Raw genomic sequence first — 15,768 nt, 5'->3', positions numbered from 1 at the left:
CAGGTCTACCTTTGCGACCGAGACACATCACTTCACCGGGAGCCGAGCCATGGGCCTGATCGACATCGAACTGTTCACCACCCTCGACCTCGTCGGACAGGCACCCGGCGGCCCCGACGAAGACCCGGAAGGGTTCCCGTTCGGCGGCTGGCAGGCACCCCTGCTCGACGAGGTCACCGGCGCGCAGATCGAGGCCGCCTACGAAGGCACCGACGCCCTGCTGCTCGGCCGCCGGACCTACGACATCTTCGCCGCCTACTGGCCGTACCAGGACGGCGGCGAGGACCACGAGATCGCCACGCTCTTCAACAGCGTCCCCAAGTACGTGGCCTCCCGCGGCCGGCCCGACCTCTCCTGGGCCGGATCCACGCAACTCGGCCCGGATCTGGCCGGCGCGGTGCGCGAAATCCGGGACCGGCACGAGCACGTCAAGGTCGTCGGGAGCCTGAACCTGGTCCAGACCCTGCTGCGCGAGAAACTCTTCGACCGGCTCGACCTCTGGGTGCACCCGATCGTGCTCGGCGTCGGGAAGAAGGTGTTCGACGCCGGCGCGGTGCCCACCAACCTCACCCTCCTCGCACCGCCGGTCGCCGGCCCGACGGGCACCGTGTACCTGCGCTACGGGCTCACCCAAGGCATACCCGGCACCGGGGACATGAGCGCCCCCGACCGCGGCGCCGGGCGGGACGGCTGAACCCGCCCCGCACCAGCTGGGTCCGTGTCCTCGGGGGTGCCTCCGCCAGGTCTGCCGACGTCGTTCCCGGCGGCGCAGCACCGGCGAGGGAGTCCCCGACACGAACACAGCAGTGCCCAGCGGCGGGTATTCGGGCGTTATGTGCCGCAGAAGGTTCGGAAGGTTGCACTGAACGACGATGGGGCGGGTGTGGTGTAGTCGGACCACTCGTCACGGCGGTCGAACGGATGCGTGACGACCTCGAGCAGCTTCTCGAAAGCAGCGAGCTCACCGTCGGCCGCGGCACGCAGAGCCGCATCGAGCTGATGATTGCGCGGGATGTACAGCGGGTTCACGCCGTCCATCGCGTCCGCGGTCTGCGCTGTCCCACGCCCCTGTGTGCTCAGGGCGCCGCGCCAGCGATCCACCCACGGCCCGATGTGCTCGCGCGGGACGAGGGCGTGCAGCGGCGCCGAATGCCCACGGAGTTCGTCCGCGAGTGCCCGGAAGCTGCCCGTCCAGTCGGCGCCGTGTTCGGCCATCAACCTCAGCAGGTCGTCGACCAGCGCTCGATCGAGGAGCGGGCCGGCCACCCCGAGCTTGGCCGCCATCCCGGCGGCGTAGTGGCCCTCGTAACGCGCGTCGAAGGTATCGAGGACTGCCGACACCGCGGCAATCGCGTCATCCGGCGTCGAATCGAGCAGCGGCAGCAGCGTTTCCGCCAAGCGCGCCAGATTCCACTTCAGGACAGCGGGCTGATTGCCGAACGCATAACGGCCGCCGTGATCGATCGAACTGAACACCGCCGCCGGATCGAACGCATCGAGGAAGGCGCACGGACCGAAGTCGATGGTCTCCCCCGAAATGGTCGTGTTGTCGGTGTTCATCACCCCGTGCACGAACCCGGTGAGCATCCACTGCGCCACCAGTGCTGCCTGCGCCTCGACCACCGCCTCGAAGAATGCCAGGTAGCGACTGCCCTCACCCGTCGCCGGCAGCTCGGTCAACTCCGGGTAGTGGCGGGTGATCGCGTAGTCGGCGAGCCGCTGCAGGACTCCCTCCTGTCGGGCCGCGAATTCGAAGGTGCCCACCCGCAGGTGACTGGCCGCGACCCGGGCGAGCACGGCACCGGGCTCGGCGCCGCCTCGGCGAACGCGGCGGCCCGTCGCGACCACCGCCAGCGCACGCGTCGTGGGAATACCGAGGGCATACATGGCCTCGCTGACCAGGTATTCGCGCAGCATCGGGCCGAGGACCGCGAAGCCGTCACCACCCCGAGAAAACGGCGTGGGCCCCGAGCCCTTCAGGTGCAGATCCACTCGCCGACCGTCACTGCCCACCACTTCGCCGAGCAGCAACGCCCGGCCGTCCCCGAGCAGGGGTGCGTACCCGCCGAACTGATGTCCCGCATACGCCATCGCGACCGGCGTGGCCCCAGCCGGCGCCGTCGATCCGGACAGCACCCCGATCCCGACCTCGCTCCGCAGCACCTCCACGTCCCATCGCAGCGACACCGCGAGCTGCTCGTTGAGCACCAGCAACGTCGGGTCGGGGGCATGAGCGCCCTGCCACGGCACCGCCAGGGCGGCCAACTCGTCGGCAAAGGTGCTCTCGAGGCGCGCCACCGCCGAGTTCGTGCCTACCGTGGACTCCGGGAATGCCGCCATCAGTCGAGGGTAACCATCGCACCACCTGGCCCGCCGCTCACGACCGAGAACGCACCCGGCCACCAGCTCACGGTGCTCGACGTCACCGCACCGCGAGCCCATACTCCCCGTCACCGGCAGGGCTCGTCCTGCTCGTCACCGCAGCCACCCCGACGCGGGCCGCGCCGGCTCGACAAGGCCCACCGCGTCGGCAGCGGGCGCCCAGGTGGGCGCAGGCCCAGGCGCGCTCGATTCGCCACGTGCCACCGTCTGCGACCAGAGGAATCCCGAGCCCGACGGCGGACAGCTGCGCCGCGCCGCGGACCGACGACCCGGGTCACGCCTGCAGATCGGCTGTTACCGCGGTGATCGACGCTCGACGATCTGTACCTGCGCACCGGCAGCCCAGGTCAGTGGCCTGTTCATGTCTCATGATCACTTGGCAGAGGACAGTGCCTGTCCACCGTGCGGCGCGGGTGCCGTTCTCACGTCCTGACCGGATCACCTGCGACGAGAAAACAAGCCCCGCCGACGGCGCGAATAGAACAACGCATCGTCCAGCGGCTCGTCGACCGTAATGATCCGCAGATCGAGATCGACGGTCGGGGCGTCATACAGGTGGCGGATCCAGACGCACACCCCGGTCCCGACATCGAGGCGCACCACGGACTCGACCTCAGGAACCCAACCTGGTTCGTCGCGGCCGTAATCGAACCGACCGGTCAACAACGCACAACAGTCACACCGCGGATCGTAGGAGCGGGTCGGCCACACTCTCGCCTGCCAGGTGGGCCGCCCGTAATGCTCGACGTCGGTCAGCTCGGCCGGCCGTACCGGCAGTTCGGGATGTGCGCACCGGCCGCTGTCGGCCAACTCGACGGGATTGAGCATTGCCGCCCAGTGGTATTCGGTGAAGAACGGCGCGACGTAGTCGACGTCCGAGCGTGCCGGCAACGCGGTGACGAGCCCGTCCGCATCGAGGGACACCGCAGCGTGGATGGGCCATATCCCGGCTCGCGGGACCATCTTCTCCCCGGAGGAGACGTAGGCGCCCTCGAACGGGCGAGTGACGATCCGCGCCGTCTCGACACGCCCGTCGCCCGTCTCCACCCGCAAGCCATCAGGTCGGCGTATCCACCCGTGTCGGTAGGCGGTGGCGCCGTGATCGGCCCACGCGAATTCGAGGGTGCGCCACCGCCACGGTGACGACCGCGCCAACGCGCGAAACCGGTCGACGGTCAGGGCCACAGAAGACGAACCCACACTCATATAGTGGCAGGTCGAACCCGCCACGGTTCGGCTACCGCGCACCGGCACCGCGGGTGCACGCTGAAGGACGGGGGTCACGACGCGGGCACCGGCCTGGAATCGTGACCGGATCGGCTGGTGCGACGAGAGCGGGCCAGAGCCAGCCCACCGAGGACCGTGCCGATCAGCCCGAGCGCCACGGCGAGGACGGCGCCGGCGAGCCCGTTGCCGGTGCCGAGTCCACCGGCGGAGTTGACCCCGTGCACCCCGCCGGCGATGACGCTGATCGGTCCCAGCACCAGGGCCACGATCGTCCGAACTCGTCCGGTGCCGGTGCGGCGGGATCGGGCCAGGGCCAGCCCACCGGCGACGGCGCTGATCAGCCCCAGCACGGCTGCCGCGGTGGGCACAGTTCGCCCGACGCCGAGCTCGTAACCGGCAGCGACAACGGAGACGTGCGTGATCGACGGTGCGGCAAGCAAATCGAGGACAGGCATTGCGGATCCTTTCGGTCGAACGACGGGTTCCGGCCGCGCTCATGGAGGCCTCCGTCGTTGAGCGGACGCATACGATCGTCGCGTCTCGGCAACGGGGTGTCCTCGGACAGCGGGCGACAGCGGATACGAAGTTCGACGTAGGTGGCTCGCGCGCAACCACGCTTCTCGACGTAGGCGGCCGCGCAGTTCGCGGGAGTTGTTTTCCCCACCCGGAACCATATGATCGCGCCATGCCGGATCGCGTCACGTTGTTCCGCCCGCCCGCCTGGGCGCAGGATGTGCTGCTGGCGGTATTCATCACTGTCATGCAGGTCCAGGGCACCGTCGTCCGCAACAGCGGGGAGCCCGAAGCAGTGCTGCGCCCCCTGTCCGACCTCGGGAACCTCGGCTACCTGCTGTTGATCGCCGGTGGCGCGGTCCTGGTCCTGCGCCGCCGCTGGCCAGTCGCAGTGTTCGCCGTGACCGCGCTCGCCAGCATGGTGTACTACACCCTCGACTTCCCGGACGGCCCCGGATGGCTGGGCCTGTTCGTGGCCCTCTACACCCTCACCGCCCGCGGCGACGGACGTCGCTCGCTGGTGATGGCCGTTGTGGGCATCGCAGCACTGACCGCGGTCTGGCTGATCGCCGCGACCGACATCGAACCCCCAGCCGCCGTCGGCTGGGTGTACTTCCGGATAGGCGCCGCGGGCATGAGTGCCGCCCTCGGGGAGAGCGTCCGCTCGAGGAGAGTCATCGCGGAAGAAGCACTCGAGCGCGCCGAACTGGCCGAACGCTCTCGTGAGGACGAAGCACGCGCCCGGGTCGACGAGGAACGGCTCAGGATCGCGCGCGAGGTCCACGACACCGTCGCGCACGCCATCGCCATCATCAACGTCCAAGCCGGCGTCACCGCACACGTACTGGACAAGCGACCGGAACAAGCACGCCAGACGCTCGAGGCCATCGAGCAGACCAGTTCCCGGGCCCTGCAGGAGATGCGGGCCATCCTCGGGGTCCTTCGCGGCGACCACGACGGCCGCCTCCCACCCCCAGGGCTCGGGCAGGTCGACGAACTCACCGCCAGGGCACGCGAAGCCGGGCTCGACGTCGAGTTGGAGACGACATCACCCCCACCGCCCGTACCCAGCGCGGTAGGCAGCGCCGTGTACCGGATCCTGCAGGAGTCGATCACCAATGTGATTCGCCATGTCGGACCGACCAGGGTCGCGGTCGCCCTGAACTACGGCCCCGACGCCGTGGAAGTCCGCGTGACAGACGACGGCCCGCGCGTAGATGGGGACACCGACAAAGCAGCCAGAGGCGCCGACCGTGCGGACGCCGAGTTCGCCGGCACGGACACACGCGGCCACGGGATCGTAGGGATGCGCGAGCGTTGCCGACTCTTGGGCGGCGACTTCGACGCCGGCCCGCTCCCGGGCGGCGGCTTTGCCGTCACCGCCCGGCTGCCCTTGGCCCCGGCCGCAACGGTGACGGTATGAACCCGGTGACAGGCGCATCCGGCCGCGACACTCCGATCAAGGTCCTACTCGTGGACGACGAGCATCTGGTGCGGTCCGGCTTCAAGATCCTCCTCGAAGTCGAGGACGGCATCACGGTGGTCGGGGAAGCCGCAACCGGCGCCGAAGCCGTGGAGCAAGCCCGGGCCCTGCGCCCGGATGTCGTGCTCAGGGATATCCGTATGCCGAAGATGGACGGCATCGAGGCCACCCGGCAGATCGCCACCATCAACGGGCTCCAACACGTACGCATCCTCATCCTGACCACCTACGACACCGACGCCTACGTCTTCGAAGGCCTCCAGGCCGGCGCCAGCGGCTTCCTGCTCAAAGACGCGGGCCCGGCCGAGCTCCTGCACGGCATCAGCGTGGTCGCCGCCGGAGAAGCTCTGCTCGCACCGCGCATCACGCGCCGCCTCATCGCCCAGTTCACCACCCAGCGCACAGCCGACAAGGTCGCCGATCATCGGCTCGAGGTCCTCACCGACCGGGAACGCGAGGTCCTGACGCTGGTAGGTATGGGCATGAGCAACAACGAGATCGGCGCCGAACTCTGCCTCAGCCCGGCCACCGCCCGCACCCACGTCAGCCATGCCATGGTGAAACTCGGTGCTCGCGACCGCGCGCAACTGGTCGTCATCGCCTACCGAACGGGACTTGTGAAGCCGTAGGCGATCAGCCTGTCGACCCCGCGATCCGAATCTTCTCTGATCGACGACGTCTCAGACGAGAGGGGTGTCTGTGCCGGCGACCGCCCGAGCACTCCGTAGCCTGACGAGGCATGAGTGATGCAGATATCCACTTCTACTTCGACCCGGTGTGCCCGTTCGCCTGGATGACCAGCAAGTGGGTGCGCCTGGTGGCGGCCCAGCGCGAATTCCGAGTCGACTGGCGGTTCATTTCGCTGCGCCTGATCAACGCGCACGTCGACTACGACGTTCACTTCCCGCCCGAGTACGAAGCTGGTCACACGAGTGGGCTGCGGCTGCTCCGGGTCGCGGCGCGAGTGCGGGCCGAGCACGGGCGCGAGGCGGTGGATCCGCTGTACCGGGCGCTCGGTGCGCGGATATTCGAGACCACGCCGGACGCCGACAACACCGCCGGACCGGAACAGCAAGGAACGCGGGCTTTCCTCGAGCCGATCCTGGCCCGGGCGGGCCTACCCGTGCAGGTGGCGGACGCGCTGGACGACCCCTCGCTCGATGCGCTCATCCAGGCGGAGACCGACGAGGCACTGCGCCTGACCGGCAGAGACGTCGGCACGCCGATCATCCACTTCCAGCCGCCGAACGGCGTGGCCTTCTTCGGGCCGGTGATCAGCCGGCTACCCGGCGAAGAGGACGCCCTCCGCCTGTGGGACCACGTCGTCGGGCTGGCAAGCTTCCCCGGCTTCGCCGAACTCAAACGTAGCCTGCGCGAACTGCCGCAGCTGCCCGGCCTCGGCGTGGCTCCCGACGAGGTGGGAGTGGAGCAGGACTGGCACGGTGGCAGTCGACGAACCAAGAGATGAGCAACCGGCGCCGGCCACCCCGGCACCGTTCGGCCCGACAGCCAGGTCGAGACGGCTGCCGTTGTGTATGTCCGATGCGGACCGGTAACGGATAGCCTCGAGCCATGATGCTGGCGAACGTCTGCGAGCTCTATCGAGACGCAGGCTTTCTCGGGCAGCCAGCGGCTGCCGCCACCAGCCTGGCCTTCGTGATCGCCGGCCTGGCCGTGCTCGCACGTCGTCGGCAGGGCACGCCGACGGTGACCTACGGTCTCCTCGTCATCGCGGTCGGCGCCGGATCCCTCATAGCGCACGGACCGAACCCGCCGTGGCAGGCCTACGCACACGACATACCGATCGCGACATTGCTCGCTTACATAGCCGTCGACGCCGCTTCCGACCGGTTCGACCGACGGTTGTCGCCGCGGTGGTGGCTCGTCGTTCCGTTCGTGATGGTTCCCGTCGTCGCAGCCGGCTCGAGCGCCTCCACGATCGTGCAGGCACTGCTCGCCGCGGTCACTGTGGGACTCGCGCTGGAACGCGCCCGCGTCCGTCCGCACCTGCGCCGCACGACGATCGTCGCGGCACTGCTTCTCGCGTCCGGCGCCGTGCTCGGCACCATCGGCGACCGGACCTCGCTCTGCCGGCCGAGTAGTGTCCTGCAAGGCCACGCGCTGTGGCACATTCTCGCCGCCACCGGACTGTGGCGGCTCTCGCCCACGATCGGTTCACAGTCCCCCCGGATATCGGTCAGGACATCGCGGCATCTGTCGGGTCGGGCCGGCCCGGCCCGGAGACGGCCCGGTCAGGCTTGACCGCGTCGGTGGCACATGCACCGTCCTTCATCCACCCGGCTACGGGCAGAGCACCCCCGGACGGGCTCCGCAGTGCGAGCACCGGCGAAGTCCCTCGATACCCGCCCCTGCGCTCCGGAAATCGTTGCCGCGTTCCACGGCTCGATACCCTGGAACGATGGGCGCGCTGTTCGCGATGACGATTCCGGGACTGGCCTGCCTGCTGGTGGGCGCGGCCGCGGTCGAGGTGTTGTGGAGCCGTCTGACGGGTCATCGCCTGCTCCGGCGCAGCGGGGACGGTCGCACACGGCCGGTGGCGGCAACGGGGTTCGAGGAGGTCGGTGCGGTGTTCGAAGGGTCGCGGCGATTCGAATTCGAACAGCGACAGACCTCGCTGATGGACCGTGAGGACGCCACCGGTGGCGAACCCGGATGGCTGAGCGTCGAAACCCGTTGGGGCCGAATGTCACATTGCGTCGATCGAATTGACGCGATGTGACATTCGGTCGGTCGGTCAGGCGGTCTGCTGTTCGCGCTGGAGTTCGAGGGCGATGTCGATCAGCTGGTCCTCCTGGCCGCCGATGAGCTTGCGCTTGCCCGCCCGCACCAGCAGCTCCGCGGCGGAGACCCCGTACCGCTCGGCCTGGCGCTCGGCGTGGCGCAGGAAGCTCGAGTACACCCCGGCGTAGCCCATCATCAGGGCCTGACGGTCGAGCAGGCACTCGGCGGGCATCACGGGGCGCACGACGTCCTCCGCGGCGTCCGCGACGGCGAAGAAGTCGATGCCGGTCTTGATCCCCACCTTGTCGCACACGCCGACGAACGCCTCGACCGGGGTGTTGCCGGCACCCGCGCCGAACCGGCGGGCCGACCCGTCGATCTGCTTGGCACCCGCGCGGACCGCCGCGATCGAATTCGCCACGCCCAGGCCGAGATTCTCGTGCCCGTGGAAGCCGACCTGCGCGTCGGAACCCAGTTCCGCGACGAGCGCCTCGACGCGTTCGGCGACCTGCTCGAGAACGAGCGCGCCGGCCGAGTCGACGACGTACACGCACTGGCAGCCCGCGTCGGCCATGATGCGGGCCTGCTCGGCCAGCTTCTCCGGGGTGACGGTGTGCGCCATCATCAGAAAGCCCACGGTCTCGAGCCCGCGCTCGCGGGCGAGCCCGAAGTGCTGGACGGACACGTCCGCCTCGGTGCAGTGGGTGGCGATGCGGCAGATCGAGGCGCCGTTGTCCTGCGCCTCGATGATGTCCTCCTTGATGCCGACACCGGGCAGCATGAGGAAGGCGATCTTCGCGTGCTGCGCGGTATCGACGGCGATCTTGATCAGTTCCTGCTCCGGCACTTTCGAGAACCCGTAGTTGAACGAGGACCCGCCGAGGCCGTCGCCGTGCGTGACCTCGATGACGGGGACGCCCGAGAGGTCGAGGGCGGCGACGACGGCGCGCACCTCCTCCCGGTCGAACTGGTGACGCTTGTGGTGCGAGCCGTCGCGCAGCGACGTGTCGGTCACGCGGATGTCCCACGACGGCTCGAAGAAGATGTCGTCGCGACGGAGGTCGGAGTTCGAAGAGGTCATCGGAGTCAGGCCTTCACGGTGGAGTTCGAGGGGAGGGAGTCCGCCGAGAGGAGCGCGCGGGCGATCTCCTCGCCCACCTTGGTGGCGGCCGCGGTCATGATGTCGAGGTTGCCGGCGTACGGCGGCAGGAAGTCGCCGGCGCCCTCCACCTCGACGAAGGTGGTGACGGTGGCGTGCCCGCCGGACACGACGGTCGGCTCGTCGAACTGTGGTTCGTTGAGCAGGCGGTAGCCGGGCACGTACTCCTGCACGTCGGCGACGACGCGGTGGATGGACTCGGCGATCGCGTCCCGGTCGGCGTCCTCGGGGATGGCACAGAAGATGGTGTCGCGCATGATCATCGGCGGGTCCGCCGGATTGAGGATGATGATCGCCTTGCCCTTGCGGGCACCGCCGATGGTCTCGATGCCCCGGCTGGTGGTCTTGGTGAACTCGTCGATGTTGGCGCGGGTGCCCGGCCCGGCGGACACCGACGCCACCGACGCCACGATCTCGGCGTAGGGCACGTCCACCACCCGGGAGACGGCGTGCACGATCGGGATGGTGGCCTGACCGCCGCAGGTGATCATGTTGACGTTGGGCACGTCGAGATGCGCCCCGAGGTTCGCCGGTGGCACGACGGCCGGTCCGACGGCGGCAGGGGTGAGGTCGATCGCCCGGATGCCGGCCGCCTCGTACCTCGGCGCCGCCGCCCGGTGCACGTACGCGGACGTCGCCTCGAACACCAGGTCCGGCTTCTCCGGCTGCGCGAGCAACCAGTCGATGCCCTCGGCCGACGTCTCCAGGCCGAGCGTGCGGGCGCGGGCGAGGCCCTCGCTCGCCGGGTCGATGCCGATCATCCACCGCGGCTCGAGCAGGTCCGAACGCTGCAGCTTGTAGAGCAGGTCGGTGCTGATGTTGCCCGACCCGACGATCGCGACACTTGCCTTGGCCATTGCTTCTCCTTGTAGTCGGGACCGGGTGGTCACGAGAACGTGAGCGAGACGGAGCCCAGTCCCGCGAACTCGGCGTGGAACTCGTCGCCCGGGCGCGCGTCGACGGCCCGGGTGCACGAGCCGGGCAGGACGATGTCGCCCGCCTTCAGCCGCACCCCGAAACTCTCGACCTTGCGGGCGAGCCAGGCGACGGCGGTGACGGGATTGCCGAGCACCGCGTCGCTGCGCCCCTCGGCGATCCGTTCGCCGTTGCGGGTGAGCACGGCGTCGATGCCCTTGATGTCGACGCCGGACGGCGCCACCCGCTGCGCGCCGAGCACCCATCCGGCGGAGGAGGCGTTGTCGGCGATGGTGTCCGCGAGGCCGATCTTCCAGTCCTTGATCCGGCTGTCGATCAGTTCGATGGACGGCGCGAACGCGACGGTGGCGTCGAGGACGTCGCTCTCGGTGCAGTCCGCGCCGGGCAGGTCCTTGCCGAGCACGAAGGCCACCTCGACTTCCACCCGCGGGAAGCAGTACCGCGAGGTGTCGACGGGCCGGTCCTCGAAGACCTGCATGTTGTCGAGCAGGTGGCCGTAGTCGGGTTCGTCCACGCCCATCATCTGCTGCATGGCCAGCGAGGACAGCCCGACCTTGTGGCCGACCACGCGGGCACCGGCCGCGAGCCGGCGACGGATGTTGATCAGCTGGATCTCGTAGGCGTCGACGACGTCGATGTCGGGGTGCCGGGCCACGAGCGGGTCGACGGGGGTGCGGTCGCGTTCGGCGGCCTTGAGCTCGTCCGCCAGCCGGGTGCACAGTTGCGTCGGCAGCATTGCGGTTCCTTCCTGTTCACCGGCGACCGGCATGTTCTGCAACCTGTTTCCATTCGGCCCGTGGTGTGCGGGTGATTCTTCCTGGCAGAAGGGATGGACTCACCGCGCCATCATTCTATAACGTGTTCTACATGATCAAGCAGGAATACGACATCGTCGTAGTCGGCAGCGGTGCCGGCGGAATGACCGCCGCGCTGACCGCCGCGCACCAGGGCGCGAGCGTCGTCCTGATCGAGAAGGCACCCCACTACGGCGGCTCGAGCGCGCGCTCGGGCGGCGGGGTGTGGATCCCGAACAACGAGGCCCTGAGGGCCGCCGGGGTCACCGACACCCCGGACTCGGCCCGCACCTACCTGCACAGCATCATCGGCGACGTGGTGCCCGCCGACAAGATCGACACCTACATCGACCGCGGGCCCGAGATGCTGTCCTTCGTGCTGAAGCACAGCGCCCTGGAACTGCGGTGGGTGCCGGGCTACTCCGACTACTACCCCGAGGCCCCCGGTGGCCGGCTCGGCGGGCGGTCCGTCGAGCCGAAGCCGTTCGACGGCAAGCGCCTCGGCGACGACCTCGCCCTGCTCGAGCCCGACTACGTCAAGGGCCCGCCGAACTTCGTCATCACCCAGGCCGACTACAAGTGGCTCAACCTCCTCATGCGCAACCCGCGCGGACCGGTCCGCGCCGCGAAGGTCGGCATGCGATACCTGTGGGCCCGCGCGACGAGGAAGCACCTGCTGGTCCGCGGCCAGGCGCTCATGGCCGGACTCCGCGTCGGCCTGCGCGACGCCGGGGTTCCGCTGCTGCTCAACACCGCCCTGACGGACCTCGTCGTCGAGGACGGGGTGGTGCGCGGTGTGCGCGTCGAGTCGGACGGACGGAAGCACACCATCCGGGCCCGCCGCGGCGTCGTGATCGCCTCCGGCGGCTTCGAGCACAACGAGCAGATGCGCACGCAGTATCAGCGCGCCCCGATCGGCACCGAGTGGACCGTCGGCGCGAAGGCCAACACCGGGGACGGCATCCGCGCGGGCCAGGCTCTCGGTGCCGCCGTCGATTTCATGGACGACGCCTGGTGGGGTCCGTCCTTCCCGCTCACCGGCGGCCCGTGGTTCGCCCTGTCCGAGCGCAGCCTGCCGGGCTCGATGATGGTCAACGCGGCCGGCCGGCGCTTCGTCAACGAATCCGCTCCGTACGTCGAGGCGGTGCACGCTATGTACGGCGGCCGCCACGGCCGGGGCGACGGACCCGGCGAGAACATCCCGTGCTGGATGATCCTCGACCAGCGCTACCGCAATCGCTACACCTTCGCCGGCATCACGCCCCGCAGTCCCTTCCCCAAGCGGTGGCTGAAGGCGGGTGTGGTGGTCCAGGCCGGCTCGATCAACGAGCTCGCCGAGAAGATCGGCGTGCCGGCGCAGACCCTCACCGCGACCGTCGAACGATTCAACGGCTTCGCCCGCGCGGGCCGGGACGAGGACTTCGGACGCGGCGAATCCGGCTACGACCACTATTACGGCGACCCGCGCAACAAGCCCAATCCGAGCCTCGGCGCCATCGACAAGGCCCCCTTCTACGCGATCAAGGTGGTGCCCGGCGATCTCGGCACCAAGGGCGGCCTGCGCACCGACGCCGACGCCCGGGTCCTGCGCGAGGACGGGACCGTGATCGAGGGTCTCTACGCGGCCGGCAACGCCAGCGGTCCCGTCATGGGCCACACCTACGCCGGCCCCGGCGCCACGATCGGCCCGGCCATGACCTTCGCCTATCTCGCGGTCCTCGACGCCCTCGGCCGACCGGAGCAGCCCGCCGCGCGGCCGATCTCCGAGACCGCCGAACAGCACTGAGCCGCACTCGATCCGGCCGAACCCCGTCCGCCGAACAGAAAGGGTCCCGCGTGCCCATCGATCCCGCCGTCGCACTCGGCGCCGAACTACCCGCCCAGGAATTCGCCTGGAGCAGCAGCGACGTTCAGCTCTATCACCTCGGTCTCGGCGCCGGCGCGCGTCCCACCGACCTCGGTGAGCTGCGCTACCTGCGCGACGGCGATCCGCAGGTCCTGCCCACCTTCGCCACCGTCGCCGCGACGTTCCACGACACCGAGCCGCCGAAGGTCTCGTTCCCGGGCATCGAGATCGACCTGGCGAAGGTGGTGCACGGCAGCCAGGAGGTGACGGTGCACGCTCCCCTGCCACCGGAAGGCAAGGGCCGCACCGTGACCCGAATCGCCGAGGTGTGGGACAAGGGCAAGGCCGCGGTGATCGTGCAGGAGTCGACGACCACGGATCCGGCCGGCAACCCGCTGTGGACGGCCCGCTCGTCCATCTTCGCCCGCGGCGAGGGCGGCTTCGGCGGCGAACGCGGACCGTCCGAGTCCGTCGAATTGCCGGACCGGGCACCCGATTTCGAGGTGGATGTCGCGACGCTGCCGCAACAGGCCCTGCTGTACCGGCTGTGCGGCGACCGCAACCCGCTGCACTCGGACCCGCAGTTCGCGCAGGCCGCCGGGTTCCCCGCTCCGATCCTGCACGGGCTGTGCACGTACGGGATCGTCTGCAAGACGCTCACCGACGCGGCGCTCGACGGTGATGCCGCGTCCGTGCACGGATTCACGGCCCGGTTCGCCGGCGTCGTCTTTCCCGGCGAGACCCTGCGGGTGCGCGCGTGGCGCACCGGCGACCGGCTGCTCGCGACCGCCGCGGTGGTCGAGCGCGACCTCGCGCCCGCCCTCACCGACGTGGTCCTCACCATCGCCTGACACCCCGTCCTCCCCCAGCACCGGTCCGCCACGGTCCGGTGAGAAAGCAGTGTGTTCATGACGATTCGCACCGAACCCCTGCGCCTGTCGCGCCGGGGTTTCCTCGCCGCCGGCGCGGGCGCGCTCGCCGCCACCGCGCTCGGCGGCTGGACCCCCGTCCACGCCGTACCGGCCGGCTCGTCCGCTGCCACCCTGACCACCCCGGCCGCGTTTCCCGACGGCATCGCCCTCTACCAGCAGGCCTACCAGAACTGGTCCAAGGAGATCATGCTCGACGCGATCTGGACGTGCGCCCCGCGCAGTCCCGAGGACGTCGTCCGGCTCGCGAACTGGGCCCACGCTCACGGCTACACCGTCCGGCCGCGTGGCGCGATGCACGGCTGGACTCCGCTGACCATCGTCAACGGCGCACCGGTGGACAGGGTGATCCTGGCGGACACGATGGCGCACCTGAACGGGGTGTCGGTGCACTCCGGTTCGGACCCCGCCACCGTCACCGCCGGAGCCGGAGCGACACTCGACGCGATCACCACGGCGCTGCAGGGGCACGGCCTCGGCTGGGCCAACCTCCCCGCCCCCGGGGTGCTGTCCATCGCCGGTGCACTGGCCGTCAACGCGCACGGTGCGGCGCTGCCCGCCGACGGCGAAAAGAACGTCCCGGGACACACCTTCGGCTCGCTGAGCAATCTCGTCACGGAACTGACCACGGTGGCGTGGAACGGCAGCGAGTACGCGCTGCGCACCTACACGCGCGCCGACGCGGACATCACTGCGCTGCTCGCCCACCTCGGCCGGACGTTCGTCACCTCGGTCACCCTGCAGGCCGGCCCGGACACCCGGATGCGGTGCCAGAGCTACACCGACATCGACTGGCGCGAGCTGTTCGCGCCTGCCGGAGCACCGGGACGCACCTTCGAGAGCTTCGTGCGGGCCTGCGGGCGCGCGGAGGCGATCTGGTATCCGTTCACCGACAAGCCGTGGATGAAGGTGTGGTCCCTCGCTCCGCAGAAGCCGGTGACGTCCCGAGAGGTGTTCGGCCCGTACAACTATCCGTTCTCGGACAACGTCCCCGAGCCCGTCACCGACCTGCTCGGGCAGATGACGGCCGGGAACCCCGCCATCGCGCCGGCTTTCGGGCAGGTCTACTACAACACCACCGTCGCCGGCCTCGCCGCCACGAACTCGAGCGACATCTGGGGCTGGTCCAAGGACCTGCAGTTCTACATCAAGGCCACCACCCTGCGGCTCACGGAGGGCGGCGGCGCGGTCCTCACCAACCGCGCCAACATCGCGAACGTGATCCACGACTTCACGCAGTGGTTCCACGAACGCATCGAGCACTACCGGGCGCTGGGGCAGTACCCGCTCAACGGCCCGGTCGAGATCCGGTGCTGCGGGCTCGATCAACCCGACGACGTGCGGGTCCCGTCCGCCGGGCCGCCGACCATCTCCGCGACCCGGCCGCGACCCGACCACCCCGAGTGGGACACCGCGATCTGGCTCAACGTGCTCGGGGTGCCGGGCACCCCCGGCATGTTCGCGTTCTACCGCGAGATGGACGAGATGGAGCAGTGGATGCGCGGTCACTACAACAACGCCGACTCCACCTTCCGGCCCGAATGGTCCAAGGGCTGGGCGTTCGGCCCCGAACTGCCGTACACGGACCAGCGGGTCATCGAGCAGGTCCTGCCCGACACCTACCGGGAAGGCGTGCCCGCGGACGAGAACTGGGACTCCGCGCGGGCGGTGTACAACCGGCTCGACCCGCATCGGGTATTCAGCAACAGCTTCATCGACCGGCTGCTGCCCTGACGAGAAGGCGCCGGACATCCGCG

General features: G+C 69.6%; 15 protein-coding genes. 9 read left to right on the top strand and 6 right to left on the bottom strand.

What is annotated here, in order from left to right; translation table 11 throughout:
• Window positions 1–49 precede the first annotated feature (49 nt).
• Window positions 50–694, top strand: a complete 645-nt coding sequence (locus HFP48_RS04020) for a dihydrofolate reductase family protein (RefSeq protein ID WP_168579058.1) — start codon at window positions 50–52, stop codon at window positions 692–694.
• 137 nt (window positions 695–831) lie between these two features.
• On the opposite strand, the gene HFP48_RS04015 is transcribed toward HFP48_RS04020, so the two are convergent.
• From HFP48_RS04015 to HFP48_RS04005, 3 genes are all read right to left on the bottom strand, one after another.
• On the bottom strand, window positions 832–2,340 hold the full coding sequence (locus HFP48_RS04015; protein WP_168579057.1) for a protein adenylyltransferase SelO: 1,509 nt from the start codon (window positions 2,338–2,340) through the stop codon (window positions 832–834).
• A gap of 480 nt (window positions 2,341–2,820) precedes the next feature.
• A complete protein-coding gene (locus tag HFP48_RS04010) occupies window positions 2,821–3,612 on the bottom strand; it encodes a hypothetical protein (protein ID WP_210432800.1) in 792 nt (263 codons plus the stop codon).
• Window positions 3,613–3,662: 50 nt separating this feature from the next.
• Entirely contained in the window at window positions 3,663–4,064 is a 402-nt protein-coding gene (locus tag HFP48_RS04005; RefSeq protein WP_168579055.1) for a DUF6223 family protein, read from the bottom strand.
• Between the two features lie 230 nt (window positions 4,065–4,294).
• Here HFP48_RS04005 and HFP48_RS04000 point away from each other — a divergent pair, with 230 nt between their 5' ends.
• The 5 genes from HFP48_RS04000 (at window position 4,295) to HFP48_RS03980 (ending at window position 8,345) form a co-directional block, all read left to right on the top strand.
• Window positions 4,295–5,545 carry a sensor histidine kinase gene (locus tag HFP48_RS04000; RefSeq protein ID WP_168579054.1) on the top strand — a complete coding sequence of 417 codons (1,251 nt, stop codon included), beginning with the start codon at window positions 4,295–4,297 and terminating at the stop codon, window positions 5,543–5,545.
• The gene (locus tag HFP48_RS03995; protein WP_168579053.1) at window positions 5,542–6,234 is read left to right on the top strand and encodes a response regulator transcription factor; all 693 of its coding nucleotides are present in this window, start codon (window positions 5,542–5,544) and stop codon (window positions 6,232–6,234) included. The genes HFP48_RS04000 and HFP48_RS03995 overlap by 4 nt, the downstream gene beginning before the upstream one ends.
• A 110-nt stretch (window positions 6,235–6,344) precedes the next feature.
• Complete coding sequence (locus HFP48_RS03990; protein WP_168579052.1) at window positions 6,345–7,073, top strand: hypothetical protein; 729 nt, start codon at window positions 6,345–6,347, stop codon at window positions 7,071–7,073.
• Between the two features lie 104 nt (window positions 7,074–7,177).
• Window positions 7,178–7,867, top strand: coding sequence for a hypothetical protein (locus HFP48_RS03985; RefSeq protein WP_161996828.1), 690 nt, complete (start codon window positions 7,178–7,180; stop codon window positions 7,865–7,867).
• Window positions 7,868–8,024: 157 nt separating this feature from the next.
• Window positions 8,025–8,345 (top strand): DUF6191 domain-containing protein, encoded by a 321-nt coding sequence (locus tag HFP48_RS03980; protein ID WP_006943319.1) that lies wholly within the window; start codon window positions 8,025–8,027, stop codon window positions 8,343–8,345.
• Window positions 8,346–8,360: 15 nt separating this feature from the next.
• Here HFP48_RS03980 and dmpG read toward each other — a convergent pair whose 3' ends face one another.
• The 3 genes from dmpG to HFP48_RS03965 are packed head-to-tail and all read right to left on the bottom strand — an operon-like array spanning window position 8,361 to window position 11,178.
• Window positions 8,361–9,428: a 4-hydroxy-2-oxovalerate aldolase gene (dmpG, locus tag HFP48_RS03975; protein ID WP_006943321.1), complete on the bottom strand. Its 1,068-nt coding sequence runs from the start codon at window positions 9,426–9,428 to the stop codon at window positions 8,361–8,363.
• A gap of 5 nt (window positions 9,429–9,433) precedes the next feature.
• Window positions 9,434–10,363 (bottom strand): acetaldehyde dehydrogenase (acetylating), encoded by a 930-nt coding sequence (locus HFP48_RS03970; protein WP_029540875.1) that lies wholly within the window; start codon window positions 10,361–10,363, stop codon window positions 9,434–9,436.
• Window positions 10,364–10,392: 29 nt separating this feature from the next.
• Window positions 10,393–11,178 carry a 2-keto-4-pentenoate hydratase gene (locus HFP48_RS03965; RefSeq protein WP_168579051.1) on the bottom strand — a complete coding sequence of 262 codons (786 nt, stop codon included), beginning with the start codon at window positions 11,176–11,178 and terminating at the stop codon, window positions 10,393–10,395.
• Between the two features lie 131 nt (window positions 11,179–11,309).
• On the opposite strand from HFP48_RS03965, the gene kstD reads away from it, so the two are divergent.
• The 3 genes from kstD to HFP48_RS03950 are packed head-to-tail and all read left to right on the top strand — an operon-like array spanning window position 11,310 to window position 15,745.
• Window positions 11,310–13,022, top strand: coding sequence for a 3-oxosteroid 1-dehydrogenase (kstD, locus tag HFP48_RS03960; RefSeq protein ID WP_168579050.1), 1,713 nt, complete (start codon window positions 11,310–11,312; stop codon window positions 13,020–13,022).
• A 50-nt stretch (window positions 13,023–13,072) separates the two neighbouring features.
• On the top strand, window positions 13,073–13,933 hold the full coding sequence (locus tag HFP48_RS03955) for a MaoC/PaaZ C-terminal domain-containing protein (RefSeq protein ID WP_006943326.1): 861 nt from the start codon (window positions 13,073–13,075) through the stop codon (window positions 13,931–13,933).
• Window positions 13,934–13,990: 57 nt separating this feature from the next.
• On the top strand, window positions 13,991–15,745 hold the full coding sequence (locus HFP48_RS03950) for a cholesterol oxidase substrate-binding domain-containing protein (RefSeq protein ID WP_168579049.1): 1,755 nt from the start codon (window positions 13,991–13,993) through the stop codon (window positions 15,743–15,745).
• Window positions 15,746–15,768 lie beyond the last annotated feature (23 nt).

Source organism: Rhodococcus sp. DMU1, assembly GCF_012272955.1.
Taxonomy (GTDB): domain Bacteria; phylum Actinomycetota; class Actinomycetes; order Mycobacteriales; family Mycobacteriaceae; genus Rhodococcus; species Rhodococcus aetherivorans.
This window is presented reverse-complemented; position numbering and strand designations above follow the sequence as displayed.

Bases quoted from the DNA above. Each gene is read 5' to 3' on its own strand.
- HFP48_RS03995 (WP_168579053.1), top strand. From the start codon at position 5,542: ATGAACCCGGTGACAGGCGCATCCGGCCGCGACACTCCGATCAAGGTC.
- HFP48_RS03985 (WP_161996828.1), top strand. From the start codon at position 7,178: ATGATGCTGGCGAACGTCTGCGAGCTCTATCGAGACGCAGGCTTTCTC.
- HFP48_RS04020 (WP_168579058.1), top strand. From the start codon at position 50: ATGGGCCTGATCGACATCGAACTGTTCACCACCCTCGACCTCGTCGGA.
- HFP48_RS04000 (WP_168579054.1), top strand. From the start codon at position 4,295: ATGCCGGATCGCGTCACGTTGTTCCGCCCGCCCGCCTGGGCGCAGGAT.
- HFP48_RS04015 (WP_168579057.1), bottom strand. From the start codon at position 2,340: ATGGCGGCATTCCCGGAGTCCACGGTAGGCACGAACTCGGCGGTGGCG.
- HFP48_RS03980 (WP_006943319.1), top strand. From the start codon at position 8,025: ATGGGCGCGCTGTTCGCGATGACGATTCCGGGACTGGCCTGCCTGCTG.
- HFP48_RS03965 (WP_168579051.1), bottom strand. From the start codon at position 11,178: ATGCTGCCGACGCAACTGTGCACCCGGCTGGCGGACGAGCTCAAGGCC.
- HFP48_RS03970 (WP_029540875.1), bottom strand. From the start codon at position 10,363: ATGGCCAAGGCAAGTGTCGCGATCGTCGGGTCGGGCAACATCAGCACC.
- dmpG (WP_006943321.1), bottom strand. From the start codon at position 9,428: ATGACCTCTTCGAACTCCGACCTCCGTCGCGACGACATCTTCTTCGAG.
- HFP48_RS03950 (WP_168579049.1), top strand. From the start codon at position 13,991: ATGACGATTCGCACCGAACCCCTGCGCCTGTCGCGCCGGGGTTTCCTC.
- kstD (WP_168579050.1), top strand. From the start codon at position 11,310: ATGATCAAGCAGGAATACGACATCGTCGTAGTCGGCAGCGGTGCCGGC.
- HFP48_RS04005 (WP_168579055.1), bottom strand. From the start codon at position 4,064: ATGCCTGTCCTCGATTTGCTTGCCGCACCGTCGATCACGCACGTCTCC.
- HFP48_RS03990 (WP_168579052.1), top strand. From the start codon at position 6,345: ATGAGTGATGCAGATATCCACTTCTACTTCGACCCGGTGTGCCCGTTC.